Below are 25,757 nucleotides of genomic sequence, written 5' to 3'. Positions count from 1 at the left end.
CACCGACAACCGCGCACGAACCATCCGGCAAAGACAGTCGGCGCGACGCAGGCAACGGAACGACGAAAATTCCTGACCCGGGTAGAGTTCGACAACTACAAAGCGTCATACTTGCGGTGTGACGAGCGCTGTGGGGACCTCGGGTACTGCGATCACGTCGCGCGTGCATTCGCTCAATCGACCCAATATGGTCAGTGTTGGCACCATAATCTGGCTTTCCAGCGAGCTGATGTTCTTTGCCGGCCTGTTTGCGATGTATTTCACAGCGCGAGCTCAGGCCGGCGGAAGCTGGCCGCCGCCACCAACCGAGCTGAATCTTTACCAGGCCGTGCCAGTGACGCTCGTCCTGATCGCCTCATCGTTCACCTGCCAGATGGGCGTGTTCGCAGCCGAGCGGGGCGACGTTTTCGGGATGCGCCGCTGGTACGTGGTCACGTTCCTGATGGGCTTGTTCTTCATCCTGGGCCAAGGTTACGAGTACATCAACTTGGTGAGACACGGCACCACCATTCCGGGCAGCGCGTATGGCAGCGTGTTCTACCTGGCCACCGGGTTCCATGGGCTGCACGTCACCGGTGGCCTGATCGCCTTCGTCTTGCTCCTCATCCGCACCCGACTGAGCAAGTTCACCCCGGCGCAAGCCACCGCGACCATCGTCGTTTCCTATTACTGGCATTTCGTCGACATCGTGTGGATCGCGCTGTTCGCGGTGATCTATTTCATCCGATGAGCCCGCAGCCCCCGAACTGACCCGAACAGGAACGAACAGGAGTGCTCGGTTGAAGAAACTGAGGTTCACGCGATCCGGCGGCAGACGGTCCACAGCCGCGCAAGGTCAGCAGACCAGTCACTCGCGACGGCGGCTCCGTCGCCGACTGTCGGGCGGCCTACTGCTACTCGTCGCACTGACCATCGCCGGCGGGCTGGCCGCCGTGCTAACACCCACCCCGCAGGTAGCCGTCGCCGACGAGTCCACTTCGGCGTTGCTGCGCAAGGGAAAACAGCTGTTCGACACCTCATGCGTGTCCTGCCACGGCGCCAACCTAGAGGGCGTGCCTGACCACGGACCGAGTTTGATCGGTGTCGGCGAGGCAGCCGTGTACTTCCAAGTGTCAACCGGCCGGATGCCTGCAATGCGCGGCGAGGCCCAGGCACCCCGCAAGGATCCAATCTTCGACGAGGCGCAGACCGATGCTATCGGTGCCTACGTTCAGGCCAACGGGGGCGGCCCGACTGTGGTACGCAACGAAGACGGCAGCTTGGCGATGCACTCTTTGCGCGGCAGCGACCTGGGCCGCGGCGGTGACTTGTTTCGGCTCAACTGCGCCTCATGCCACAACTTCACCGGGAAGGGCGGGGCGTTGTCTTCCGGCAAATACGCGCCTGACCTGCGGCCCGCCAACGAGCAGCAAATCCTGGCTGCGATGCGCACCGGACCGCAGAACATGCCCAAGTTTTCCGACCGCCAACTTTCCTTCGACGCGAAAAAAGACATCATCGCCTACGTACGGACCATTACGGAGCCGAGACAGGCAGGTGGTTACAACCTCGGTGGATTCGGACCCGCTCCCGAAGGCATGGCGATGTGGATCATCGGAATGGTTGCCGCGATAGGGCTGGCACTCTGGATTGGGGCGCGTTCATGAGCGACATCGGCAACGGCGCCACCTCTGACAACGACACCAATGTTCCAGATCAGCCCGACGACGCGGCGCTGACCGCAATGTCCAACGACGAACTCGTGGCATTGGGCGGCCGCATGGACGGCGTCGAGACCGTCTACAAGGAGCCTCGCTGGCCGGTGGCGGACACCAAAGCCGAGAAACGCGCCGAGCGGGGGGTCGCCATTTGGCTGTTGCTGGGCGGCTTCTTCGGCCTTGCGCTCCTGCTGGTCTTTTTGTTTTGGCCCTGGCAGTACAAGACATCTGACGGCCAGTACAACTTCCTGTACTCGCTGGCCACACCGCTTTATGGCGTGACCTTCGGACTCTCGATCCTGGCGATCGCGATCGGGGCAATCCAGTTCCAGAAAAGATTTATCCCCGAAGAGATTTCGATCCAGGAACGACACGACGGCGACTCCCGCGAGATAGACCGCAAAACGGTGGCGGCAAATCTCACCAGCGCCTTCGAGGGATCGACTATCGGGCGCCGCAAGCTCGTCGGGCTGTCCCTGGGTGTTGGCCTGGGCGCGTTCGGACTGGGCACCGCCGTGGCGTTTATCGGCGGCCTCATCAAGAACCCGTGGAAGCCGGTGGTTCCCACAGCCAACGGGATGAAGGCCGTGCTGTGGACGTCCGGCTGGACCCCACGCTACAAAGGCGAGACCATCTATCTGGCGCGGGCCACCGGCACCAACGATGGGCCACCGTTCATCAAGATGCGCCCAGAAGATATCGACGCTGGCGGGATGGAGACGGTATTCCCGTGGCGGGAATCCGACGGCGACGGCACCACCACCGAGTCGCACGAAAAGTTGCAGTCGGTCGCAATGGGCATCCGGAATCCGGTCATGCTCATCCGTATCAAACCCAACGACTTGTCGCGTGTGGTCAAACGCAAGGGCCAAGAGAGCTTCAACTTCGGCGAGTTCTTCGCCTTTACCAAGGTCTGCTCGCATCTAGGTTGCCCGTCATCCCTGTATGAACAGCAGTCCTACCGCATCTTGTGCCCGTGCCATCAGTCGCAGTTCGACGCATTGCACTTCGCCAAACCGATATTCGGTCCGGCGGCGCGCGCGCTGGCACAACTGCCCATCACCATCGACACAGACGGGTACCTGGTCGCCAACGGCGACTTCATCGAGCCCGTCGGACCGGCATTCTGGGAGCGCACCTCATGAGTCCGAAAGTCCCGAAAGTTGGGGATGTCCTGGCCCGCCAGGCCCAGGAAATCGACACTCGCTATCACCCGTCAGCGGCGCTGCGCCGCCAGCTGAACAAGGTCTTTCCGACGCACTGGTCGTTCCTGCTGGGCGAGATCGCGCTGTACAGCTTCGTCATCCTGCTGATCACCGGGGTGTATCTGACGCTGTTCTTCGATCCGTCCATGACCGAGGTCACCTACAACGGTGTCTATCAGCCGCTACGCGGAGTCGAGATGTCGCGCGCCTACGAGACGGCCCTGGATATTTCCTTCGAAGTCCGTGGCGGCTTATTCGTCCGCCAGATCCACCACTGGGCTGCGTTGATGTTCGCAGCGGCGATCATGGTGCACCTAGCACGCATCTTTTTTACCGGGGCGTTTCGGCGCCCGCGCGAGGCCAACTGGGTTATTGGTTCGCTGCTGCTGATCTTGGCGATGTTCGAAGGCTATTTCGGCTACTCGCTGCCTGACGACCTGCTGTCCGGTATCGGCCTGCGCGCCGCGCTCTCATCGATCACGCTGGGCATGCCGGTGATCGGAACCTGGTTGCACTGGGCTCTGTTCGGGGGCGATTTCCCGGGCACGATCCTGATCCCCCGGCTCTACGCGTTGCATATTCTGCTGCTTCCCGGGATCATCCTGGCGCTGATCGGGATGCATCTGGCATTGGTGTGGTTCCAGAAGCACACGCAGTTCCCCGGTCCGGGACGGACCGAGCACAACGTCGTCGGCGTGCGGGTCATGCCGGTATTCGCGTTCAAGTCCGGCGCCTATTTCGCGAGCATCGTCGGCGTGCTCGCCTTGATGGGTGGGCTACTGCAAATCAACCCGATCTGGAATCTCGGCCCCTACAAGCCATCGCAGGTCTCGGCCGGCTCACAGCCTGACTTCTACATGATGTGGACCGAGGGTCTGGCACGTATTTGGCCTCCGTGGGAGTTCTACTTCTGGCATCACACAATCCCCGCCGTGGTTTGGGTCGCGATAATCATGACCCTCGTCTTCGTCCTGCTGATCGTCTACCCATTCCTGGAGAAACGATTCACTGGCGACTACGCCCACCACAACCTGCTGCAGCGTCCGCGGGACGCACCGGTGCGCACTGCCATCGGCGCCATGGCAATCAGCTTCTACATGGTGCTCACCTTGGCGGCGATGAACGACATCATCGCACTGAACTTCCATATCTCGCTGAACGCGACGACCTGGATCGCGCGGATAAGCATGGTGATTCTTCCGCCACTGGTCTACTTCGTCACCTATCGATGGTGTATCGGGCTGCAACGCAGCGACCGGTCAGTTCTCGAGCACGGCATTGAGACCGGCATCATCAAGCGGCTGCCGCACGGCGCCTATGTCGAGTTGCATCAACCGCTGGGGCCGGTCGACGAACACGGCCACCCCATTCCGCTGGAGTACCAGGGCACTCCCCTGCCCAAGCGGATGAACAAGCTGGGCTCGGCAGGCTCGCCGGGAAGCGGCAGCTTCCTGTTCGCCGATCCGGAATCAGAGGATGCCGCGCTACGCGAGTCCGGGCATGCCGCCGAACAACGTGCCTTGACGGCATTGCGCGAGCATCAGGAAAGCGTCTCGAACTCATCAGACGGGGAGCACTAGCCTCAGCGACGCTGCCAATCCTGGCGGCTGCTGCGCCCTGCGGCGGATCTCGTTGCAGGGCCAACGCTGCTCGCGTTGGCCGATGAGCACCGAAATTCCGGCGTCAGAGCGCGTTTAGAGCTGGGCAACCACCCGGCGCAGCTGACGAACGTAGAGCCATTCGATCACCGGCATTCCCGCGGTAATCGCACCGGCTAGACCGTAGCTGACCCAAGATGCTCCTTCGTGGCGGACAGCCATCAGATAGGTCGCCGTCGCAACCGCAATCAATGCCATCCCTATAGCGCCTGCCAGCGCCAACGTTCCCCGCAGCCAAATCCTGTCCACCGCCTGGCCGAACCACTCGGCTCCCCCGCCAACAGCCTCGGCTGGCTCAGCACGCTTCGACTGCCCCAGACTGCGCGCCGCAGAGCGCTCCGTAACCGGCCAGGAGCGCCCTGAACCTAGCGACGCCGTACCCTGCGGCGGATGTCGTTGCAGGGCCAACGCTGCTCGCGTTCGCCGAGGAGCACCGAAATTCCGGCGTCAGAGCGCGTTTAGAGCTGGGCAACCACTCGGCGCAGCTGACGAACGTAGAGCCATTCGATCACCGGCATTCCCGCGGTAATCGCACCGGCTAGACCGTAGCTGACCCAAGATGCTCCTTCGTGGCGGACAGCCATCAGATAGGTCGCCGTCGCAACCGCAATCAATGCCATCCCTATAGCGCCTGCCAGCGCCAACGTTCCCCGCAGCCAAATCCTGTCCACCGCCTGGCCGAACCACTCGGCTCCCCCGCCAACAGCCTCGGCTGGCTCAGCACGCTTCGACTGCCCCAGACTGCGCGCCGCAGAGCGCTCCGCAACGGGATGAGACGCGCTCCTGACGCGCACCGACCACGGCGGCGGTTCCGCGTGAGCCACCCGCCGAGTCCGCAGCAGTACCGGGATAGCAACAGCGATAACCAGCGCGGAAATGACAATAACGGCGTACAACACCCAAGTGGTGTGCGGACTGTCTGCCATCTTGTGGAAACCGCGACCCAGGTCGACCAAGGCAACTGCAGCGGCCACGCTGACGCCTACCAGCACCAGCCAGACTGCGGCGCACGCCCCGACCATGATGCGGTCAACGACGTCCGCTGAGATGGTGTCCGGCCCACGCCGGTATGCCGAAGACCTGCCAACCATCAACACCTCGTCTGCGCTGCGTCGTTGGAATTGGATGAGAGCACCGTTCCGTCGCTGGTGGTGATCGAGCAGTTGAGTTTGCTGACTCGGAAGAGACTGTGTGCCTCGACCGAGCCCACGTCAGAGTGCGAGATCGGTGTGACGGTTATCGACCAGGGGATATAGACGTTGTGCTGCGTCCGTCTGCGACCGGAGGCATCGACATAAGTCACAGAAATGATGTCGCCCGGCGCTTTCGTGCCGGTCACCGCGTAGGTGACTTGTCGCGGACCGGCCAGCGTTGTTGTTGGGGGGGGAGGCGGGGGGGCTGCCGTGCCGGTTTCTGGCGGCGGCGTTGTGGTCTCCGGCGGAGGTGGAGGCGGAGGTGGAGGTGGAGGCGTCACAGTCACGGTCTCCGTTTCCGTCTCTGTCGGGATCTCGGTGGTGGGTGGTGGCGGCGGCGGGGGTGGTGGCGGCGGCGGCTTGGTTGTCGTGATCTCGTCCTGCACAGGCGGTACCGACACAGTGGTGCTGGGAGTGGCGAGTTTATGGACACCGGTGCGTGTCACGAGCAACGACACCGATACCACTAAGGCAATGGCGGCAATGATCGCAGCGACGCCAAGCACCCACGGCCAGCGCGGCGCGGCCGGCTCGTCATCTGGATCGGACAGCTCGTCATAACTGTCGTAGTCGTAAAGGCCGAGATCAGCAGGTACGTAAGGGCCGCCGGTGAACTGCTCGTGTTCCGGCGCTGAGTACGCTCGCGAATATTCGTCGAGTTCGGTGGTTATGTCGCTCGGCCCACCTTCGTGGCCACCGCTGCGAGGTTCGATTAGTTCGCCAGGCTCGATCCCCACGTCCAGCTTGTTTCCATTGTCGCCGCCGGTTTGCCACTCGGGTACCAGCTCGCCGCTGGATGCACCGGCGGGTTCAGGTTCTTCAGGTTCCCATCCCGGGGGATTCGGCCCGCTCATGTTTGCCTACCCTGTCCAACTGCATCTCCATAACGCGGGGCTTCGCATCTATACCGTCGCGCCCACGCCCGGTGGATTCTCATGGTGCCTCGGTTACCCTACCCAACCGGCCGTAGCGCAGAAGTCTCGACGAACTGACCCCCGAGCAACTGTTGCTCTGATTGTGACCTTTCCGGCACCGATCAATGTTTCTCGGGACCGACGTAGTACTCGAAGACCAAACCGGCCGCCGATGCGAGGACTAAAACCACGCCGGCGAAGATCAACCAGGAAAGCCACAATGCGATACCGACCGCAGCCACCGAAGCCGACAAAGCGACCATGATCGGCCACCAACTGTGCGGGCTGTAGAAGCCCAATTCTCCTGCCCCGTCGCTGATCTCAGCGCCTTCGTAATCCTCCGGCCGGGTGTCGAGCCGGCGAGCCACGAACCGGAAGAAGGTGGCCACGATGAACGCCATCCCGCCCGTCAAAGCGAGCGCAGTAGTGCCGGCCCACTCGACACCACCGGTGGCGAACACCGAAGTCAGCACGCCGTATAGCACTGCCGTCAGAAGAAAGAACGCGGCGACGAACTCGAACAGCCTGGCTTCGATATGCATTGGATGTCCTAACTTACTGCCTCGGGGCCAATTCACCGCGGCGGGTGTCGAACGGGTGGGTGGTCACCGCGCGAGGTGGCTGGTCGATCGCCTGCAGAGCCTCGGCGTTGGTCTTTCCGTCGACGCGTTGTTGCAGATAGGCGTGGAAGTCGTTGGCAGTTACCACCCGAACCTCGAAATTCATCATGGAATGGTAAGTCCCACACATCTCGGCGCAGTGGCCTACGAAAGCCCCCGTCTTGGTGATCTCTTCAATCTGGAAGACGTTGACAGAGTTGTTTGCTTTCGGATTGGGCATCACGTCACGCTTGAACAAGAACTCTGGCACCCAGAAGGCATGTATCACATCAGCAGACGCCATTTGAAATTCGATCCGCTTGCCCACCGGGAGCACGAGGACCGGAATTTCAGAGCTGGTTCCCAAAGTCTCGACTTTGTCGTAGTTCAAGTAGGTTCGGTCCTCGGTGTTCAGCCCTCGAACCGGCCCGACACGCTCCTCGCCGTGCTCGTCGGTGCCCTCTGGCTTGGACGCCATTGCCCGCTTGCGCGCCGGGTCGGCACCGTCGTAGGTCAAGGTGCCGTCTTTGAAATTGACGCTCTGGTAACCGAACTTCCAGTTCCACTGGAAAGCAGTGATGTCAATGACCACCTCCGGATCGTCGGCGATCTTCAGCATCTTCTCCTGCACCACCACGGTGAAATAGAACAGCACCGAAATGATCAGGAACGGAGTGAGAGTGAGCACCAGCTCAAGCGGCATGTTGTAGCCGAACTGACGCGGAAGGTCGGTGTCGGTTTTTTTCTTCCGGTGGAACGTCGCCGACCAGAAGATCAGACCCCACACGATGGCGCCCACGACCAGGGACGCGATCACCGAACCGATCCACAACTCCCGGTTGAAGTGAGCTTCCGGAGTAATACCTTCCGGCCATCCCATACCCAGTGCTTCAGACCAGCTGCAGCCGCTCAGAGTAACGGCCAGCGTGGCGAACGTCCCGGCCAATGCCACCAGCCGAAGGCGACGAGCGGAACCTCGCCGTTGGCCTTCGGAACGATGCTGAGATCTGCACTGCGACAAGCATTGCGAACGACCTGGCTCGCGAAGTGTCACGTTGGCGCCTCCTATATCACAAGCTGGACCGGCTGGCGAAGCGCCGCCTGCGGCGGAACCCGTCGGCTAACTCGGATGTCGAATACTACGCAGCGTAGACCACGCGGTCTGACCGGGCGACTGCCTGGTCATCTCGAACGCCGCGCGCGACATCTACAGGGGCATATCCAAGGCCGCCACAGTGCGGCATACTGGGGCGCCGTGTGTGGACTGCTGGCGTTCGTTTCGGCCCCAACCGCGGCCGCCTCCCCCGACGCCGCTGCAGTTCCAGCCGCCCACGCCGACATCTCAATCGCCCGCGCAGCACATTTGATGCGCCACCGGGGGCCTGACGAACCGGGCACCTGGACCGATCCACACGCCGACGGCACCGTTGTTTTCGGGTTCAACAGGCTGTCCATCATCGACATTGCGCATTCGCATCAGCCCTTACGGTGGGGGCCACCGGAAACACCCGGTCGTTACGTGCTGGTGTTCAACGGGGAGATCTACAACTACCTGGAACTACGCGACGCCCTAGCCAACCGACACGGCGCCACTTTTTCCACAGAAGGCGACGGTGAAGCGATCGCCGCTGGTTACCACTACTGGGGCGCGGACGTCCTGAATCGACTGCGCGGCATGTTCGCGTTCGCCCTCTGGGATACCGTCACCCGTGAGCTGTTCTGCGCCCGCGACCCATTCGGGATCAAGCCGCTGTTTATCGCCACCGGCGACGGCGGTACCGCAGTGGCCAGCGAAAAGAAATGCCTGCTTGACTTGGTCGAGTTGGTGAAATTCGACCCCGCTATCGATCACCGGGCACTACAGCACTACACGGTTCTGCAATACGTGCCCGAGCCAGAGACGCTGCAGCGCGGAGTGCGCCGGCTCGCATCAGGCTGCTACGCCAGAATCCGCCCCAGCCAGCTTGCCCCGGAGGTCACCCGCTACTTCGCGCCCCGATTCGCGGCCACGCCGATCACCCGCGGCACCGAACAGGCTCGCTACGACGAGATAACTTCGGCGCTGGAGGACTCGGTGGCCAAGCACATGCGCGCCGACGTCACCGTGGGCGCGTTCCTGTCCGGGGGGATCGACTCTACGGCGATCGCCGCGCTTGCCATCCGACACAACCCGCGGCTGATCACATTCACCACCGGTTTCGAGCGCGAAGGCTTCTCCGAGATTGACGTCGCGGTTGCCTCCGCCGAGGCCATCGGCGCGCGCCACATCGCGAAGGTGGTCAGCGCGGAGGAGTTCGTCGCGGCCTTGCCTGAGATCGTCTGGTATCTCGACGAGCCAGTCGCAGACCCCGCGCTGGTACCGCTATTCTTCGTGGCTCGCGAGGCCCGCAAACACGTCAAAGTGGTGTTATCGGGTGAGGGCGCCGACGAGCTGTTCGGCGGCTACACGATCTATCGTGAGCCGCTGTCGTTGCGGCCGTTCGACTACCTACCCCAACCCGTGCGGCGGTCGATGGGAAAGGTGTCCAAACCGCTGCCAGAAGGCATACGGGGCAAGAGTCTGCTGCACCGTGGGTCGTTGACCCTCGAAGAGCGCTACTACGGCAATGCACGCAGTTTCTCTGACGCACAACTGCGCGCGGTACTGCCCGGATTCCGGCCCGACTGGAACCACACCGACGTGACGGCGCCCATCTACGCCGAGTCCGCGGGCTGGGATCCAGTCGCCCGCATGCAACACGTCGACCTGCTCACCTGGCTGCGTGGCGACATTCTGGTCAAGGCCGACAAGATAACCATGGCCAATTCCCTGGAACTACGGGTGCCGTTCCTAGATCCCGAGGTGTTCGCCGTGGCCTCGCGATTGCCGCTAAAGGCAAAGATCACCCGAACCACCACCAAGTACGCGTTGCGACGGGCGCTGGAACCCGTCGTTCCAGCGCATGTGTTGCATCGGCCGAAACTCGGATTCCCGGTCCCCATCCGGCATTGGCTGCGCGCCGGGGAACTTCTGGAATGGGCTCACGCGATGGTCGACTCATCGCAAACCAATCACCTCATCGACAGTGCTGCGGTGCGCGAGATGCTCGACGAGCACCGACGCGGCACCAACGATCACAGCCGCCGATTGTGGACGATACTGATTTTCATGCTGTGGCATGCGATATTCGTCGAGCACAGTGTGGCGCCGCAAATCCGCGAGCCGCAGTACCCGGTGCGCCTTTGATTGATCGACAACCCTACGGAAAGTCCCCCGAGAACCGCGCGACTCTCGGGGGACTTCACTCCTACTGGCTGGATTAGGTGAGCACCGCCATAATCTCCGCGGCAGCATCCTCGCCGTAGGCTCCGGCCAAACGAGTCGCGGCGACCCCGCGATCCCAATCCCACTCCTGGGTCCCCGTGGACTCCAGCACCAGTACCGCGACGAGCGAGCCCAGTTGAGCCGAACGCTCCAGGCTCAAACCGGCGCTGCGCGCAGTGAGGAAGCCGGATCGGAACGCATCACCGACACCAGTCGGATCCGTCTGGCTGTTCTCCGGGACCACATCCACGTGGACCGTGGTCCCGTCGGGTTCCACTAAGTCCACCCCCTTGGCGCCCAGCGTGGTCACCCGCAACCCGATCTGCGCCATCACATCGGCCTCCGACCAGCCGGTCTTAGACAGCAGCAGTTCCCATTCGTAATCGTTGGTGAACAAGATCGCGGCGCCGTCGGTGAGCTTGCGGATCTCATCACCCGAGAGCCGCGCCAGCTGCTGCGACGGGTCAGCAGCGAAAGCCAATCCGAGCTTGCGGCACTCTTCGGTGTGCACAAGCATGGCGGCTGGATCATTAGCACCGACGATCACCAACTCTGGCGTGCCGACGGACGACACCACGTCGGCGAGTGAGATATCGCGTGCCTCCGACATGGCCCCTGGATAGAACGACGCGATTTGGGCCATATCCACGTCGGTGGTGCACACGAAACGCGCGGTGTGCGCTGTCTTCGAGATCTGAACGTGGTCGCAGTTGACACCGTGGGTCTTCAACCAATCGCGATAATCGGCGAAGTCGGCGCCTGCCGCGCCGACCAGGGCGACGTCACCGCCGAGCACACCGATGGCGTACGCCATGTTGCCCGCGACGCCACCGCGGTGTACTACCAGATCATCGACCAGGAAACTGAGTGACACCTTGTGCAGGTGATCAGCCAGCAGCTGCTCGGAGAATTTTCCCGGAAACCGCATCAGATGGTCGGTCGCAATCGAACCCGTTACCGCAATCGTCACTAAATCTCCACCCTTCGTTTGTGAGGTCATCTAACCTCTCATGACCATCGGCTGTGCGACTAACGTTGTCGCATCCACGGGCGCCGGCAGCTCTTACGCTAGCCTGCCTAGAGAACTCATCTGGTTGCCCAACTCCTTGCTGGGTGGCAACCATCCGTAGCCCAGCTCACCACCGTAGGAGAACGACGATGGCCGGTCCGCACCCGCCGAACCCTGCCGTCGGCGCCGACGGACCTCAGGAAGTGCGACCTTACCCCGTGTCAGGCCCCTACCAGCCTCGGGCCCTTGACTTCCCCAACGAGTGTAGTCCCATGGCCCCGCCCTTAACCGCCACACCGGTAGGCGACGCTGTGCCCCCGTCCGTCAACCCTCCGGGGCCACTGCCGCCGCCAGTACCGTACCCGAAACGGGGAGCTAAACGGCTGGTCATCGGCGTTCTGCTGGCTGTCGCCCTGGTGGCCGTGCTGGCCACGGTTATCGTGTTCGGGATTCGCACCAATGAGAGCAACAGCGCAGGCACGTTTTCGCAGGGCTCCACCAAGACTGCAATTCAGGGATACCTGAACGCACTCGTGAACCGCGACCTCGACGTCATCGTCCGCAACGCGCTGTGCGGCATCTACGACGGCGTCCGCGACAAGCGCTCCGACGAAGCGCTAGCCAAACTCAGCAGCGACGCCTTCCGCAAGCAGTTCTCGAAAGCCGACGTGACCTCGATCGACAAGATCGTGTACTGGTCGCCCTACCAGGCGCAAGTGCTGTTCACCATGGAAGTGACGCCGGCGACCGGCGGCCCGCCGCGAGGCCACGTGCAAGGCGTTGCACAGTTGCTCCTACAGCGCGGCCAGCTGTTGGTCTGCTCGTACGTACTGCGCACCGCAGGGACGTACTAGCTGGGCCAACCCGGCCGCGACTCAGCAGACCTCGGCCAGTTGAAGGTCAGTTGAACGAATCCCCGCACGCGCATGAGCCGGCGGCGTTGGGATTGTCGATAGTGAAACCCTGCTTCTCGATCGTGTCCACGAAATCGATCGACGCACCGTCCACATAAGGCGCACTCATCCGGTCCACGGTGAGGGTTACACCACCAAACTCGGCGGTCAGGTCACCGTCCAGGGTCCGATCGTCGAAGAAGAGGTTATAACGCAGCCCAGCGCATCCGCCCGGCTGAACTGCAATTCGCAGCGCCAGATCATCCCGCCCCTCCTGATCGAGCAGCGATTTCGCCTTCGCGGCAGCGGCCTCGGTGAGGATGACGCCGTGCGTCTTGGTAATCGACTCGTTCTGCACCGTCATTAGTTCTCCTACATGGCTCGATCGTCGGGGTCCGAACCAGCGGAATCCAACTCAATAGACACCAGTCTGCGATCTGCTTCGGGATTACCCACTGCCTCAACGGTACCTTGCGGCGCCGCTATTCCCGAGTCGATCCGCCACCTGAGACGCAAGACCCATCAGCTGATTGGCGGCGTCGGCCAAAGCCAGCCGCACCGAACCCGCGTATTCGGCTATAGACAGAGCCCCCATTATGCCCGCTCCGCGAGTCGCGGACTTGTCCAAGCACACCTGGCCCGCTAGCACTATCACCGGAATCCCCAGCGGACGGGCCGCATCCGCGATCGCGCCTACCACTTTTCCATGCAAGGACTGCTCGTCGAGACGGCCCTCACCGGTGACGATCATGTCTGCGTCGGCGATGTCTTCAGCCAACTGAGTATGCTCCGCGATGATTGCCGCACCCGATTCGCAGCGGCCGCCGAGCGCGAGCAATCCCGCCCCGATTCCGCCAGCGGCGCCCGAACCCGGTTCAGCGCTTACTGCGCGTCCCGCCGCCGCGTCCAGCTCGCCGGCCCACGTCTCGAGGCGGCCTTCCAGCACCGCGACTGTGGCGGCGTCAGCGCCTTTCTGCGGCGCGAAAACCCGCGCCGCGCCCCACGGCCCCAGCAACGGGTACTCGGCGTCCGACGCCGCAATCAGCTCAACTCCGGCCAACTGCTCGCGACCGGCATCCAGGCCACCCAACTCGGCGATCAGTCCCTGCCCACCGTCGGTGCACGCACTGCCTCCCAGCCCGACCACGATCCGCGCCGCTCCGGCACGCAACGCATCCGCGATGAGCTGACCGACTCCCCTGCTGTGAGCCGACAGCGCGGTCTCCGGTGACGGCGGACCACCGATCAAACCCAGCCCACACGCCTGTGCACATTCCAGGTAGGCCGTTTCCGAGCTGCGATCGAAGACCCACTCCGCGTCCACAGCGGTGTCGAGCGGTCCTGCCACGCGCAATCGTCGCAACTGCCCTAGCCGGCCGCGTAGCACCTCGACGAAGCCGGGACCGCCATCGGATTGCGGGGCGACAATAAACCGGTCGTCCGGACGTGACCTGGTCCAACCGGTCGCGATGGCGGCAGCGGCATCCACCGCAGACAAACTGTCTCCGTAGCAATCTGGGGCCACCAGCACCCGCATCTCGGGCAGCTGGAGCCGACCGGGCCCCAACACACCAACAGCATCCAAGTCCTGCGAGCCGTTCATCACTGGCCAGACTAGGGCCCCACAGCCGGCGCGCGCCTGGCTATGCGAATTCCGGTGCCGGCAATCCGCAAAGTAACCTGGCGACCGTGAAGTTGTTGGGCCGCAAGAAGGGCGACACGAAAGGCTCCGACGGGGAATCCGACACGACGGACCCGCCCGGAGGGACCGCCAATTCTGGTGGTGCATCGACGTCAGACACACCTGGCGGGTCGCGTACGACGAGCCCGAAGGGCCGACCCACACCCAAGCGAAGCGATGCCGTCCGGCGCCACACGAAAAAAAAGGGCCCGGTAGCACCGGCACCCATGACGGCCGCCCAAGCGCGGGCCCGGCGGAAGACTCTCGCCGGACCCAAACGCAACCGAGAAGAACGTAGATCCGACAAAGCCGAGCGCCGAGCCCGCATGGCGAATCGCCGGGAGCGCATGATGGCGGGCGAAGAGGCCTACCTGCTACCTCGCGATCAGGGCCCAGTACGACGCTACGTCCGCGATGTGGTGGACTCCCGACGCAACGTGCTCGGCCTGTTCATGCCGTCAGCACTGACTCTGCTCTTCGTCATGTTCGCTGTCCCCCAAGTGCAGCTCTACATGTCTCCGGCGATGCTGTTGCTGATGGCGCTGATGACCATAGACGGACTCGTATTGGGCCGAAAGGTTGCCCGGCTGGTCGACGCGAAGTTCCCAAATAACACCGAAAGCCGTTGGAAATTGGGCTTTTATGCGGCCGGACGGGCTTCCCAAATGCGTCGTATGCGGGCTCCCCGCCCCAGGGTCGAGCGTGGCAGCGATGTCGACTAATCGTCACCGGAAAGTCGTCTGACCCCAATGTGGACCAACACGTCCGGCGATACGAGGTCGGCTGAATCCGGCCGGGCCGCAGAACTCATCACGCGGGCCCAGCAGGCCAGCCATGGGGCAACCGCCGGAGAGACGTTACCGATCAAATCGTCGGAAACATGATCGGGTTCGCGCCCGTGGTGCCGCCCGATGCACGCGCCGAAGCAGCCGCCCGCGCGCATCAGGACGCCCTGACCAAACCCCGCGGCGCGCTAGGCCGTCTTGAAGATCTGTCGGTGTGGGTCGCGTCCTGCCAGGGGCACTGCCCGCCGCGGCAGTTTCAGCGCGCCAGAGTAGTCGTATTCGCCGGTGATCACGGTGTCACCCGGTCCGGCGTCTCGGCCTACCCGCCGGAGGTGACCGCTCAGATGGTCGCCAACATCGACTCCGGCGGGGCGGCGATCAACGCGCTGGCCGACGTGGCTGGGGCGACGCTGCGGATCGCAGACCTTGCGGTAGATGCAGATGCGGTTTCGGAAAAGATCGCTCTGCACAAGGTGCGGCGCGGCAGCGGCAATATCGCCACAGAGGACGCGTTGACCGAGGCCGAAACCGAGGCCGCCATCGCGGCTGGCCAACAGATCGCCGACGAAGAGGTCGACGCCGGCGCTGACCTGCTCATCGTCGGTGACATGGGGATAGGAAATACCACAGCGGCGTCGGTGCTGGTAGCGGCGCTGGCGAACGTCGAGCCGGTCGCGGCGGTCGGATTCGGCACCGGTATCGACGACGCCGGCTGGGCCCGCAAGACAGCTGCGGTGCGCGACGCCCTGTTTCGGGCACGGTCTGTGTTGCCTGACCCGGTCGGTTTGCTGCGCTGCGGGGGCGGCGCGGATCTGGCAGCGATGGCAGGTTTCTGCGCGCAGTCCGCCGTCCGGCGTACCCCCCTTCTGCTCGACGGCATGGTGGCCACCTCAGCAGCATTGGTCGCCGAGCGCCTAGCCCCCGGCGCTCGGCGGTGGTGGCAGGCCGGCCACCGGTCCACCGAGCCAGGCCATCCGCCGGCGCTTGCGGCTCTACAGTTGGACCCGATCCTGGATCTGGGTATGCGACTGGGTGAGGGTACTGGCGCGACGGTCGCATTGTCGGTGCTGCGCTGCGCCGTGGCGGCGTTGTCATCGATGGCAACGTTCGCAGAGGCCGGTGTCGTTGGAATAGCCGGGGCACCTGGCGTAACCGGTCAGGCGGGTCCCCGCACTGACCCCATAGATCCAACCTAATGCGCTCGCTGGCGGCAGCTTTCGCGTTCGGAACGGTCATACCCGTCCCAGCCTCGTGGGCCGCCACCTTAGGCCGCGGCGCCATAACAGCGCTGCCGTTGGTCGGCGCTGCGCTGGGCGGCCTAGCCGCGGCCGTGACCTACGGGAGCGCTCTGGTATTCGGCCCGTCCAGCCCACTGTCCGGGATGCTCGCGGTAGCCGTGCTGTTGCTGGCAACCCGCGGTCTGCACATCGACGCCGTCGCCGATACCGCAGACGGGCTGGGCTGCTACGGGCCACCGCAGCGGGCACTTGCGGTAATGCGAGACGGGTCAACCGGCCCGTTCGGAGTGGCTGCCGTCGCCTTGGTCATCACGTTGCAGGGGTATGCCTTCACCGCGCTGGGCGCACTCGGGCGCCTCGGCGTTCCCGGGATCCTCGTTGCGGTCGTTGCCGGCCGGGTAACCGCGGTACTGGCTTGCCGCCGATCAATACCCACGGCGGAGGGCAGCACTTTAGGGGCGAAAGTTGCGGGTACTCAGCCAGCACCGGTCGCGGCGGCCTGGCTGGTCGTCCTGCTGGTCATTTCGGTGCCAGCAGGATCGCAACCGTGGCAAGGACCGGTTGCCATACTGCTAGCAGTATCGTGCGGCGCGATCCTGGTCGCACACTGCGTGCGCCGCTTCGGTGGCATCACCGGTGATGTACTCGGCGCCGCTATCGAACTGACCACGACGGTGACCGCTGTGGCGCTTGCGGGGTTGGTCCAGGTCTAGCTCCGGCGCCCACTACGATTGCCGAATCATTGCCCCGCAACCAGGTCATGACGTGCTAGCCCAGCCGAGCCATCCAACCGTGTGTGTCGGCGAAAGTACCTCGTTGAATTCCGGTCAGCGTGTCGCGCAGGGCCATCGTCACTTCACCCGGCTGGCCATCGGCGATGGTGAACTCGCGGTCGCTGCATTTCACCCGCGAGATCGGGGTGATGACGGCCGCGGTGCCGCAGGCGAACACCTCGGTAATCTCGCCAGCAGCAGCCTTCTTCTGCCACTCAGCGATATCGACCTTGCGTTCCTCAACACCGAATCCTGCGTCAACGGCCAATTGCAGCAACGAATCCCGCGTTATGCCGGGCAGCAGCGAACCGGATAGCTCCGGGGTGACGAGGCGGGTCAGACCGCCGCCGCCGAACACGAAGAAGATATTCATCCCCCCCATTTCTTCGACGTAGCGGCGTTCGATCGCGTCCAACCACACCACCTGCTCGCAACCGTTGTCGGCAGCTTCGGCCTGAGCCAGTAGCGAGGCGGCGTAGTTGCCACCGAACTTCGCCGCGCCTGTGCCCCCCGGGCTAGCCCGCACATACTCTGTCGACACCCAGACACTGACCGGGTCGATGCCGCCCTTGAAGTACGCACCGGCGGGCGACGCGATCAGTAGGTAGCGGTATTGCTTGGCGGGCCGCACTCCCAAACCTGGCTCAGTGGCGAAGATGAACGGCCGCAGATACAGGGCTTCTTCCCCCCCAGCCGCCGGTACCCAGGCGTTATCGACAGCGATCAGCTGGCGCAGGGATTCGATGAACAGCTCGTCGGGCAATTCGGGGATCGCCAGCCGACGGGCTGACGACCTCAGCCGCGCAGCATTGGCCGCGGCACGAAACGACACAATCGACCCATCCGCCCAACGGTAGCCCTTGAGTCCCTCGAAAACTTCTTGCGCATAGTGCAGCACGATCGCCGAAGGATCCAGCTCAATTGGCCCGTACGGGATGACCCGCGCGTCGTGCCAACCCCGGCCTTCGGTGTACTCGATCGACACCATGTGATCGGTGTGGTATTTGCCGAAGCCAGGGTCACCCAGAATCGATTCCCGTTCGGCCGCGGTCGCCGGCTGTGTCGCATGCGAAACCGTGAACGCTAGGGAGCCGCTGGTCATGTGGCCGATTGTATATCCAAGTGCAAGCGGGTTTTTGCCGTCGCGTTCGCTGCGAAAGGCACTGCTAGCGAGTTTTTACCTCGACGAACGGCGGTCGCACCACTTCACATTCCACCGCGCGGCCGCGGACGTCGACGAGGATTTGCTGGCCGTCCTCGATGCCGGCGTCGCGGTCGATCAGCGCCAGCGCGATACCAGCCTGCAAGGTCGGAGAAAATGTTCCCGACGTGGTGATCCCGACCTGAGCATCCTGGGTCTGTCCACCCAGCACCGTCAACCCGGGGCGCAGCACACCGCGGCCGACGACACGCAACCCTCGTAGCAGACGTCGCGGCCCCGCTGCCTTCTCGGCCAGCAAAGCGTCACGGCCGAAAAAGGCGTCCTTCTTCCAGCCGATGGCCCAGCCGCATCGCGCCTGCAGCGGCGAGATGTCGAGCGAAAGTTCATGCCCATGCAGCGGATAACCCATCTCGGTGCGCAGGGTGTCGCGCGCGCCCAGGCCGGCAGCCTCGCCTCCGGCCTCCGATACCGCCGCTGCCAGCGCGTCGAACACAACGCCTGCGGACTCCCACGGCGGCAACAGTTCGTAGCCGTGCTCGCCGGTGTAGCCGGTGCGACACACTCGCACCGGCACCCCCGAGAAGGAGGCGTCGGCGTAGCCCATGTAATCCATGTCGGTTGGCAGCCCCAGGTTGCTGAGCACGTCGGTGGACCTGGGCCCCTGCACAGCCAGCACCGCATAGGACCGATGTTGGTTGGTGATCGTCAAGCCAGTCGGTGCCGCGGCCTGCAGCGCGGCGACCACCGCCGCGGTGTTTGCGGCGTTGGGCACCAGAAAGATCTCGTCGTCATCAACGTAGTAGACAATCAGATCGTCGATGACGCCGCCGGACTCGTTGCAGCACAACGTGTACTGCGCCTTACCCGGCCCGATACGGCCGAGATCGTTGGTCAGCGCCGAGTTGACGAACTGCGCAGCCCCCGGGCCACGGACCAACGCCTTCCCGAGATGACTCACATCGAACAAGCCGACCGAGTTCCGAGTCGAGTTATGTTCACTCACGGTTCCGGCATACGACACCGGCATCAGCCAGCCACCGAACTCGGCGAAACTGGCGCCCAGCGCGCGATGGCGGTCTTCCAACGGTCCCTGCAGCAGCTCTGGCTCAACACTCACGGCGTCACACCCTAATCCGCCCCGCTGCTGGCACACTTGGGCAGGTGTGCGATTCCTTGGACTTCGATGCCCTGGAAGCTGCTGGAATCGCCAACCCGCGCGACCGGGTGAACTTGCTGAAGTACCTGGAAGGGCTCGGCTTCACCGTCGACGAGATGGCCGACGCCGAACGTCGTGGCCGGCTGTTCGGCTTGGCCGGCGATGTCCTACAACGGTCGGGACCCCCGGCTTACACGGTGCAGTCCGCAGCCGAACAACTTGGGTTGACAGCCGAGGAGGTTGCACACGCCTGGGCATTGCTGGGCCTGACGGTCGCCGGTCCCGACGTTATTGCGCTGAGCCAGGCAGATGTCGACGGCCTGGCGACCTGGGTCGCCCTCAAAGGCCTGATCGGCGACGACGGCGCGTTCGGACTTTTGCGAGTTCTGGGCGCCGCGATGGCGCGACTTGCAGAAGCCGAGGCGACAATGATCCGCACGGCCTCGCCGAACATCGACATGACCTATACCAATGACGAGCTCGCCACCGCCCAGGCCTACCGCTCAGCCGCAGAGTTCGTGCCCCGCATGGGCGCCTTGCTGGACACCATTCACCGTCATCACATGATCAGCGCCCGAACATACTTCGAAGACGTCCTTCGTGACGCGACCGCCAGTGTGGTGTGCGGTATCGGTTTTGCGGATCTGTCCAGCTTCACCTCGTTGACCCAAGCGCTTACTCCGCCGCAGCTGTCGGAGGTTCTCAACGAGTTCGGCGCCACGGTTACAGACGTGGTGCATGCCGACGGCGGTCGAGTGGTGAAGTTCATCGGCGACGCCGTCATGTGGGTGAGCTCGACACCCGAGCGGCTTGCGAAAGCAGCGGCTGATCTCGTCGACCACCCACGAGCGCACGCGGCGGGAGTCCAGGTTCGCGCCGGCCTTGCCTACGGCACAGTCCTAGCCATCAATGGGGACTACTTCGGCAATCCGGTCAACCTCGCGGCGCGACTCGTGTCCGCCGCGCAGCCAGGGCAGATCCTGGCCTCATCAGAACTGCAAGCGAGATTGCCGGACTGGCCCGCCAGCACCCATGGCCCATTGACACTTAAAGGCTTTGACGCCCCGGTGACCGTCGTGGAACTGCGCCGCAGCCGCAATGCAAGCGACACTACTGAGTGAACCCCATTCGCAGGTGACTAGGGTGATTGCCCGTGACCACCGAATCGGGTTACCAATGCCCTTCTGTCAACGTTGCCACCACATTGCCCAAACGCAGCGTCGCTTCTTCAGTGCTGATCGTGCCGGTCGTCTCGACCACCGACGACGCACCGGGGGCGGCGGTCACCTGCGCAGAGAAGTTTCTGGCTGCTGATGCGATAGCAGAAATCGAAGCTGGCCTGCGCGCGCTGGACGCGACTGGCGCCAGTGAGCAGGTACACCGCTTGGCCGTGTCGTCGCTGCCGGTGACCAGTGTGCTGGCAGTCGGCTTAGGCAAACCGCGCGCCGAATGGCCCGCCGATACAATCCGCCGCGCCGCCGGTGTGGCAGCGCGTGCGCTTGGAGGCGGTTCGCAGGCGGCGATCACAACGCTGGCCGAGCTGCCAGGCGAAGGGATCTGCTCGGCTACCGTCGAGGGATTGATCCTGGGCAGCTACCGGTTCAACGACTTCCGCAGCGCCAAGACAGCTCCGAAGGACACGGGTCTACGCAAGATCACCGTGCTTTGCGCTGAAGATAAGGGGGCCAAAGGGGCCAAGAAGCAAACGACGTACGGCGCAGCAGTCGCCACCGCAGTAGCCACCGCGCGCGACTTCGTCAACACTCCGCCAAGCCACCTTTACCCAGCCGAGTTTGCCCGACGCGCCAAAGCCTTGGGTGTAGCTGCTGGTCTCGAAGTGGAGGTACTCGACGACAAGGTGCTGAAGAAGGCGGGCTACGGCGGCGTGATCGGTGTCGGGCAAGGCTCTTCGCGTCCGCCACGGCTGGTGCGGTTGATCCATCGAGGATCGCAGCTGGCCAAGGCCAAACAGGCCAAGCGGGCAAAAAAAGTTGCCCTGGTGGGCAAGGGCATCACCTTTGATACCGGCGGAATCTCAATCAAGCCCGCGGCGTCGATGCACCATATGACCTCGGATATGGGCGGTGCCGGGGCGGTGATCGCTACTGTCGCCTTGGCCGCTCAGCTGGAATTGCCTATCGATGTGATCGCCACGGTGCCGATGGCCGAGAACATGCCGTCGGCAACCGCGCAGCGACCGGGCGACGTGCTGACGCAGTACGGCGGAACAACCGTCGAAGTGCTCAACACCGACGCGGAGGGTCGGCTCATCCTGGCCGATGCCATTGTTCGGGCCTGTGAAGACGACCCGGACTACCTCATCGAAACATCCACGCTGACCGGTGCGCAGACCGTAGCGCTTGGCACCCGCATTCCGGGGGTTATGGGCAGCGAAGAGTTCCGCGACCGAGTGGCGTCGATTTCTCAGCGCGTCGGCGACAATGGTTGGCCAATGCCGCTGCCCGAGGATCTCAAGGACGAATTGAAGTCCACGGTGGCCGATCTGGCCAACGTCAGCGGGCAGCGCTTCGCCGGCATGCTGGTAGCTGGCGCGTTCCTGCGGGAATTCGTTGACGACTCGGTGCACTGGGTACACATAGACGTCGCCGGCCCGGCGTACAACACCGGCAGCCCATGGGGCTATACGCCCAAGGGCGGCACCGGCCTGCCCACGCGCACCATGATCGCAGTGCTTGCTGACATCGCTGAACACGGCTAGCGGCGGTAGTGGTTACGCTGGCCCCATCAACCGCGCGCCAAATTCGGCTAGACCACCCGCATGCGCGCGGTACTACGCAACGCCTGTGGCAGCGCCCGCGAAACCCCGTACAGCGCATATGCTTCGAACGCGACCGGCCGGATCGGCTTGCTCTTCTTCACCGCAGACACGATTGCGTCAGCAACCTTGTCCGGTCCGTAGCGGCGGAGTGCGAACATCTTCTCTAGCTGGCCGCGCCGCCCATCGACCTGATCGTTCTTACCGGCCGGTGCATCGAATCGGGTCGCTTGAATGATGTTGGTGTTGATTACGCCGGGGCAGATCGTGGTGAGGCCGACCCCGGCCGCGTCCAGTTCGGCTCGCAGACAATCGGAGAACATGTAGGTCGCTGCCTTGGATGTGCAGTAGGCGCTCAGCGACTGCAGCGGCGCATAAGCGGCCATCGACGACACGTTGACGACGTGTCCCCCAGTGCCACGCTCAACCATCTGCCGGGCAAAAGCCCGGCAGCCATTGACCACGCCGCCGAGATTGACGTCTAGCACTCGGTTGAACTGGTCAGCCGGGGTGTCGAGGAACCGCCCCGCCTGTCCGATGCCAGCGTTGTTGACCACGATGTCAGGGATTCCGCGCTCGGTGCTGAGCTGCTCCGCGAATAGCTCGACCGCCTCGGCGTCGGACACGTCGAGTACATAGGGGTATGCGGTGCCACCGCGGGCGGCTATTTGCGCAGCGGTGTCCTTGACGTTCACCTCGTCGATGTCGCTGACCACGACGTCGGCGCCCTCCGCGGCGAATGCCAGCGCGGTCGCCCGACCGATTCCGCTGCCGGCGCCGGTGACCGACACCAGCATGTCGCCGAAATATTTACGACGCCTGCCGACCTGCGCGCGCAGCATGGCGCGGCTCGGCGGTTTGCCTTCGACCAGGTCGGCAAAATCGTGCACCGCAGCAGCCATCACCTGGGGGTGCGACATGGGTGAAAAGTGGCCAGCTTTGATGTCACGTCGCCACAGCTGCGGAACCCAGCGCGCGGTCTCGTCATAGCCGTGCGGCCGCACGTACGGGTCATCGGTGTTGACGATGAGCTGCACCGGTACATCGACGATCCTGATGGCCTTGCGGCGTCTGGCAGCCAATGACCGAAAGTAGTTGGCGGGGTACGTCTTCACCGAATGGGCGGCATCGCGAGCCAGAGTATCCGAGTGGTGGATTTGGTCGATGGGGATGTTGTCCACCATGTTCCGCCGGACCACCGCCCTCGACAATGCGACGCGAAGCACCAGCGGTATCAACACCGGTATCGAAAACACGGCCATGTAGCTCAACCGCAGGGCTTGACTCAGCGCCCGCACAAAGGTTCGCGGGTACCAGGGTCGCTTCAGGCCGGCCAGCACGTAGGCGGCCAGATGATCTTGGCTGGGGCCAGACACCGAAGTGAACGACGCGACTCGGTCGCTGGCAGCGGGCCGGCCCAGGTACTCCCATACACCAACCGAACCCCAGTCGTGGGCGAGCACGTGTACCTGCTGACCGGGGCCGAGCTCATTGACGACGGCCCCGAAGTCGTCGGCGAACCGGGCCATGGAGTATGCCGCGACACGTTTGGGCACCGACGACAAGCCGACACCGCGGTTGTCGTAACGCACGATTCGGAATCGCTCGGCCAGCAACGGCACGACACCGTCCCACAGCCTGTGCGAGTCGGGAAAGCCGTGCACCAGTACTACGGTCGGCCCTTCGGGGTTACCTTCCTGGTAAACCGCGATGCGGACGCCATCTGCGCTGCCGACAAACCACTGAGTTGACTCTTGTGCTGCCGGCATCGGACCTCCGCCTACCTGCGACTTGCTGCGATTTCGGTCGGATCACCGTAGCAAGTGCACTCCGCCGTTCCGACGTCCCGCCGAGCCATGGCAAACGGTCCGACCCCGTCCGAAGCCTCGGCGCCCTGGATGTGTGCCGGCCGAAGGCCAGTGACAGGATAGGTTTCGACATCGGCTTAGGCTGCATACCCGGCGCGCGACTGTGTGGTAAGCCAGAAGTCGAGACCAGTCCCGACCGACGATCGATCGAGGAGTCAACACAGATGGCCTTCTCAGTCCAGATGCCGGCACTTGGTGAGAGCGTCACCGAGGGGACGGTCACCCGCTGGCTCAAGCAAGAAGGCGACGCGGTCGACATCGACGAGCCCCTTGTGGAAGTTTCGACCGACAAGGTCGACACTGAAATCCCGTCCCCGGCTGCAGGCGTGCTGATCAAGATCATCGCGTTGGAAGACGACACGGTGGAGGTCGGTGGCCAACTTGCACTAGTCGGCGAGCTAGCGGAAGGCACAGACGCGCCGCCCGAACCCGAGCCCTCGACTGAAGCCGCACCGGCTCCGCAACCGCAAAGCCGGCCGGAACCCGAAAGAACACCGACCCCGCCAGCCGCGGGGGAACACGCGACGCCGGTGCTGATGCCCGAGCTTGGTGAGTCAGTGACCGAAGGCACGGTGACTCGGTGGTTGAAAAAGATTGGGGATTCGGTTCAGGTTGACGATGCGCTGGTAGAGGTTTCCACCGACAAGGTCGACACTGAAATCCCGTCACCGGTGGCCGGCGTGCTGGCAAGCATCACCGCCGATGAGGACACCACCGTCCCGGTCGGAGGGGAACTGGGGCGTATCGGCGCAGCAGCCAACATCAGTGCCGCTCCCGCACCCGAACCGACACCCCCGGCTCCGGCCCCGGCAGCTCGTCAGCCCGCACCCGCACCCGCACCGAAAACCGAACCTGCCGCGGCGCAGCCGGCAGCCGCTAGCGGCGAAGGAGCCCCGTACGTGACACCGCTGGTGCGGAAACTGGCCACCGAACACAACGTCGACCTCGCCAAGATCACTGGCACAGGTGTCGGGGGTCGCATCCGCAAGCAAGACGTGCTGGCCGCAGCACAGCAGAAAAAACAAAGCGGCGAAGACGCCAAGGCAGCGCCGAACGCCCAAGCAGCGGTCGCGCCCAAGACAGCTACCGCAGCCCCCGCTGCATCGGCTGCGCTAGCGCACCTGCGGGGCACCACGCAGAAGGCCAGCCGGATCCGTCAGATCACCGCAAACAAGACCCGCGAATCCTTGCAGGCGACAGCGCAGCTCACCCAGACTCACGAGGTCGACATGACCACGATCGTGAGGCTGCGGGGCAAAGCCAAGGCCGAGTTCGCCGAGCGCGAGAGCGTGAACCTGACATTTCTTCCGTTCATCGCGCGGGCCGTGATCGACGCCCTCAAGATTCATCCCAATATCAACGCGAGCTACAACGACAACACCAAGGAGATCACCTACTACGACGCTGAACACCTCGGGTTCGCCGTAGACACCGACCAGGGACTGCTTTCCCCTGTCATCCACAATGCCGGCGACCTGTCGCTGGCAGGCCTGGCTCGGGCAATCGCCGATATTGCCGCCCGCGCGCGATCCGGCAATCTGAAGCCGGACGAATTGTCCGGCGGCACCTTCACCATCACCAACATCGGCAGCCAAGGCGCATTGTTCGACACACCCATACTGGTACCCCCCCAGGCCGCCATGCTCGGTACGGGAGCCATCGTCAAACGACCGCGAGTAGTCGCCGACGCGGGCGGCAACGAGTCGATCGGGGTGCGGTCGATTTGCTATCTCCCGCTAACCTACGACCATCGCCTGATCGACGGCGCCGACGCCGGACGTTTCCTCACCACAGTCAAGCATCGCCTCGAAGAAGGAGCGTTCGAGGCCGATTTAGGATTGTGAGA

The 25,757-nt window shown here is 63.7% G+C and carries 23 protein-coding genes; 12 read left to right on the top strand and 11 right to left on the bottom strand.

Features of this window, described 5'->3' with window-relative positions:
- Positions 1-118 precede the first annotated feature (118 nt).
- From ACO07W_RS00360 to ACO07W_RS00345, 4 genes are read left to right on the top strand one after another with little or no spacing between them, the layout of a single operon-like run.
- Entirely contained in the window at positions 119-730 is a 612-nt protein-coding gene (locus ACO07W_RS00360; protein WP_421840026.1) for a cytochrome c oxidase subunit 3, read from the top strand.
- Positions 731-779: 49 nt separating this feature from the next.
- Positions 780-1,646, top strand: coding sequence for a cytochrome c (locus tag ACO07W_RS00355; protein ID WP_421840025.1), 867 nt, complete (start codon positions 780-782; stop codon positions 1,644-1,646).
- Positions 1,643-2,842, top strand: a complete 1,200-nt coding sequence (locus tag ACO07W_RS00350) for a ubiquinol-cytochrome c reductase iron-sulfur subunit (RefSeq protein ID WP_421840024.1) — start codon at positions 1,643-1,645, stop codon at positions 2,840-2,842. Before ACO07W_RS00355 ends, ACO07W_RS00350 begins: the two co-directional genes overlap by 4 nt.
- Positions 2,839-4,482, top strand: coding sequence for a cytochrome b (locus ACO07W_RS00345; protein WP_421840023.1), 1,644 nt, complete (start codon positions 2,839-2,841; stop codon positions 4,480-4,482). Before ACO07W_RS00350 ends, ACO07W_RS00345 begins: the two co-directional genes overlap by 4 nt.
- A 114-nt stretch (positions 4,483-4,596) precedes the next feature.
- On the opposite strand, the gene ACO07W_RS00340 is transcribed toward ACO07W_RS00345, so the two are convergent.
- From ACO07W_RS00340 to ACO07W_RS00320, 5 genes are all read right to left on the bottom strand, one after another.
- Complete coding sequence (locus tag ACO07W_RS00340) at positions 4,597-4,968, bottom strand: DUF2561 family protein (protein WP_421840022.1); 372 nt, start codon at positions 4,966-4,968, stop codon at positions 4,597-4,599.
- Positions 4,969-5,018: 50 nt separating this feature from the next.
- Positions 5,019-5,651: a DUF2561 family protein gene (locus tag ACO07W_RS00335; protein ID WP_421840021.1), complete on the bottom strand. Its 633-nt coding sequence runs from the start codon at positions 5,649-5,651 to the stop codon at positions 5,019-5,021.
- Complete coding sequence (locus ACO07W_RS00330; protein WP_421840020.1) at positions 5,651-6,607, bottom strand: MmpS family transport accessory protein; 957 nt, start codon at positions 6,605-6,607, stop codon at positions 5,651-5,653. Before ACO07W_RS00330 ends, ACO07W_RS00335 begins: the two co-directional genes overlap by 1 nt.
- Positions 6,608-6,789: 182 nt before the next feature.
- A complete protein-coding gene (locus ACO07W_RS00325) occupies positions 6,790-7,209 on the bottom strand; it encodes a cytochrome c oxidase subunit 4 (RefSeq protein WP_421840019.1) in 420 nt (139 codons plus the stop codon).
- A 13-nt stretch (positions 7,210-7,222) separates the two neighbouring features.
- Positions 7,223-8,320, bottom strand: coding sequence for a cytochrome c oxidase subunit II (locus tag ACO07W_RS00320; protein WP_421840018.1), 1,098 nt, complete (start codon positions 8,318-8,320; stop codon positions 7,223-7,225).
- A 201-nt stretch (positions 8,321-8,521) separates the two neighbouring features.
- Here ACO07W_RS00320 and asnB point away from each other — a divergent pair, with 201 nt between their 5' ends.
- The gene (gene asnB / locus ACO07W_RS00315) at positions 8,522-10,492 is read left to right on the top strand and encodes an asparagine synthase (glutamine-hydrolyzing) (RefSeq protein ID WP_421840078.1); all 1,971 of its coding nucleotides are present in this window, start codon (positions 8,522-8,524) and stop codon (positions 10,490-10,492) included.
- Positions 10,493-10,565: 73 nt separating this feature from the next.
- Here the strand turns inward: asnB and ACO07W_RS00310 are convergent, their stop codons facing one another.
- Positions 10,566-11,540 carry a carbohydrate kinase family protein gene (locus ACO07W_RS00310; protein WP_421840077.1) on the bottom strand — a complete coding sequence of 325 codons (975 nt, stop codon included), beginning with the start codon at positions 11,538-11,540 and terminating at the stop codon, positions 10,566-10,568.
- Positions 11,541-11,728: 188 nt separating this feature from the next.
- On the opposite strand from ACO07W_RS00310, the gene ACO07W_RS00305 reads away from it, so the two are divergent.
- On the top strand, positions 11,729-12,433 hold the full coding sequence (locus ACO07W_RS00305; RefSeq protein ID WP_421840017.1) for a hypothetical protein: 705 nt from the start codon (positions 11,729-11,731) through the stop codon (positions 12,431-12,433).
- Between the two features lie 46 nt (positions 12,434-12,479).
- Here the strand turns inward: ACO07W_RS00305 and ACO07W_RS00300 are convergent, their stop codons facing one another.
- Both ACO07W_RS00300 and ACO07W_RS00295 read right to left on the bottom strand, forming a co-directional pair.
- The gene (locus tag ACO07W_RS00300; RefSeq protein WP_421840016.1) at positions 12,480-12,836 is read right to left on the bottom strand and encodes an iron-sulfur cluster assembly accessory protein; all 357 of its coding nucleotides are present in this window, start codon (positions 12,834-12,836) and stop codon (positions 12,480-12,482) included.
- Positions 12,837-12,932: 96 nt separating this feature from the next.
- On the bottom strand, positions 12,933-14,009 hold the full coding sequence (locus ACO07W_RS00295) for a glycerate kinase (RefSeq protein WP_421840076.1): 1,077 nt from the start codon (positions 14,007-14,009) through the stop codon (positions 12,933-12,935).
- A 152-nt stretch (positions 14,010-14,161) separates the two neighbouring features.
- Between ACO07W_RS00295 and ACO07W_RS00290 the strand changes: the two genes are divergently transcribed.
- The 3 genes from ACO07W_RS00290 (at position 14,162) to ACO07W_RS00280 (ending at position 16,889) form a co-directional block, all read left to right on the top strand.
- Complete coding sequence (locus ACO07W_RS00290) at positions 14,162-14,875, top strand: DUF3043 domain-containing protein (RefSeq protein WP_421840015.1); 714 nt, start codon at positions 14,162-14,164, stop codon at positions 14,873-14,875.
- Positions 14,876-15,033: 158 nt separating this feature from the next.
- The gene (cobT, locus tag ACO07W_RS00285) at positions 15,034-16,134 is read left to right on the top strand and encodes a nicotinate-nucleotide--dimethylbenzimidazole phosphoribosyltransferase (RefSeq protein WP_421840014.1); all 1,101 of its coding nucleotides are present in this window, start codon (positions 15,034-15,036) and stop codon (positions 16,132-16,134) included.
- Complete coding sequence (locus ACO07W_RS00280) at positions 16,134-16,889, top strand: adenosylcobinamide-GDP ribazoletransferase (RefSeq protein ID WP_421840013.1); 756 nt, start codon at positions 16,134-16,136, stop codon at positions 16,887-16,889. The genes cobT and ACO07W_RS00280 overlap by 1 nt, the downstream gene beginning before the upstream one ends.
- A 55-nt stretch (positions 16,890-16,944) precedes the next feature.
- Here the strand turns inward: ACO07W_RS00280 and ACO07W_RS00275 are convergent, their stop codons facing one another.
- Together ACO07W_RS00275 and gcvT are read right to left on the bottom strand one after the other, a co-directional pair.
- Positions 16,945-18,051 (bottom strand): branched-chain amino acid aminotransferase, encoded by a 1,107-nt coding sequence (locus ACO07W_RS00275; protein ID WP_421840012.1) that lies wholly within the window; start codon positions 18,049-18,051, stop codon positions 16,945-16,947.
- A 64-nt stretch (positions 18,052-18,115) separates the two neighbouring features.
- A complete protein-coding gene (gene gcvT, locus ACO07W_RS00270; RefSeq protein ID WP_421840011.1) occupies positions 18,116-19,228 on the bottom strand; it encodes a glycine cleavage system aminomethyltransferase GcvT in 1,113 nt (370 codons plus the stop codon).
- Between the two features lie 44 nt (positions 19,229-19,272).
- Here gcvT and ACO07W_RS00265 point away from each other — a divergent pair, with 44 nt between their 5' ends.
- Together ACO07W_RS00265 and ACO07W_RS00260 are read left to right on the top strand one after the other, a co-directional pair.
- Positions 19,273-20,388, top strand: a complete 1,116-nt coding sequence (locus tag ACO07W_RS00265; protein WP_421840010.1) for an adenylate/guanylate cyclase domain-containing protein — start codon at positions 19,273-19,275, stop codon at positions 20,386-20,388.
- A gap of 32 nt (positions 20,389-20,420) precedes the next feature.
- Positions 20,421-21,986 carry a leucyl aminopeptidase gene (locus ACO07W_RS00260; RefSeq protein ID WP_421840009.1) on the top strand — a complete coding sequence of 522 codons (1,566 nt, stop codon included), beginning with the start codon at positions 20,421-20,423 and terminating at the stop codon, positions 21,984-21,986.
- 47 nt (positions 21,987-22,033) lie between these two features.
- Here the strand turns inward: ACO07W_RS00260 and ACO07W_RS00255 are convergent, their stop codons facing one another.
- Positions 22,034-23,812: an SDR family oxidoreductase gene (locus ACO07W_RS00255; protein WP_421840008.1), complete on the bottom strand. Its 1,779-nt coding sequence runs from the start codon at positions 23,810-23,812 to the stop codon at positions 22,034-22,036.
- 263 nt (positions 23,813-24,075) lie between these two features.
- Between ACO07W_RS00255 and sucB the strand changes: the two genes are divergently transcribed.
- Positions 24,076-25,755, top strand: a complete 1,680-nt coding sequence (gene sucB / locus ACO07W_RS00250) for a 2-oxoglutarate dehydrogenase, E2 component, dihydrolipoamide succinyltransferase (RefSeq protein WP_421840007.1) — start codon at positions 24,076-24,078, stop codon at positions 25,753-25,755.
- Positions 25,756-25,757: the final 2 nt, after the last annotated feature.

Source organism: Mycobacterium sp. (genome assembly GCF_965230835.1).
Classification (GTDB): Bacteria; Actinomycetota; Actinomycetes; order Mycobacteriales; family Mycobacteriaceae; genus Mycobacterium.
This window is presented reverse-complemented; position numbering and strand designations above follow the sequence as displayed.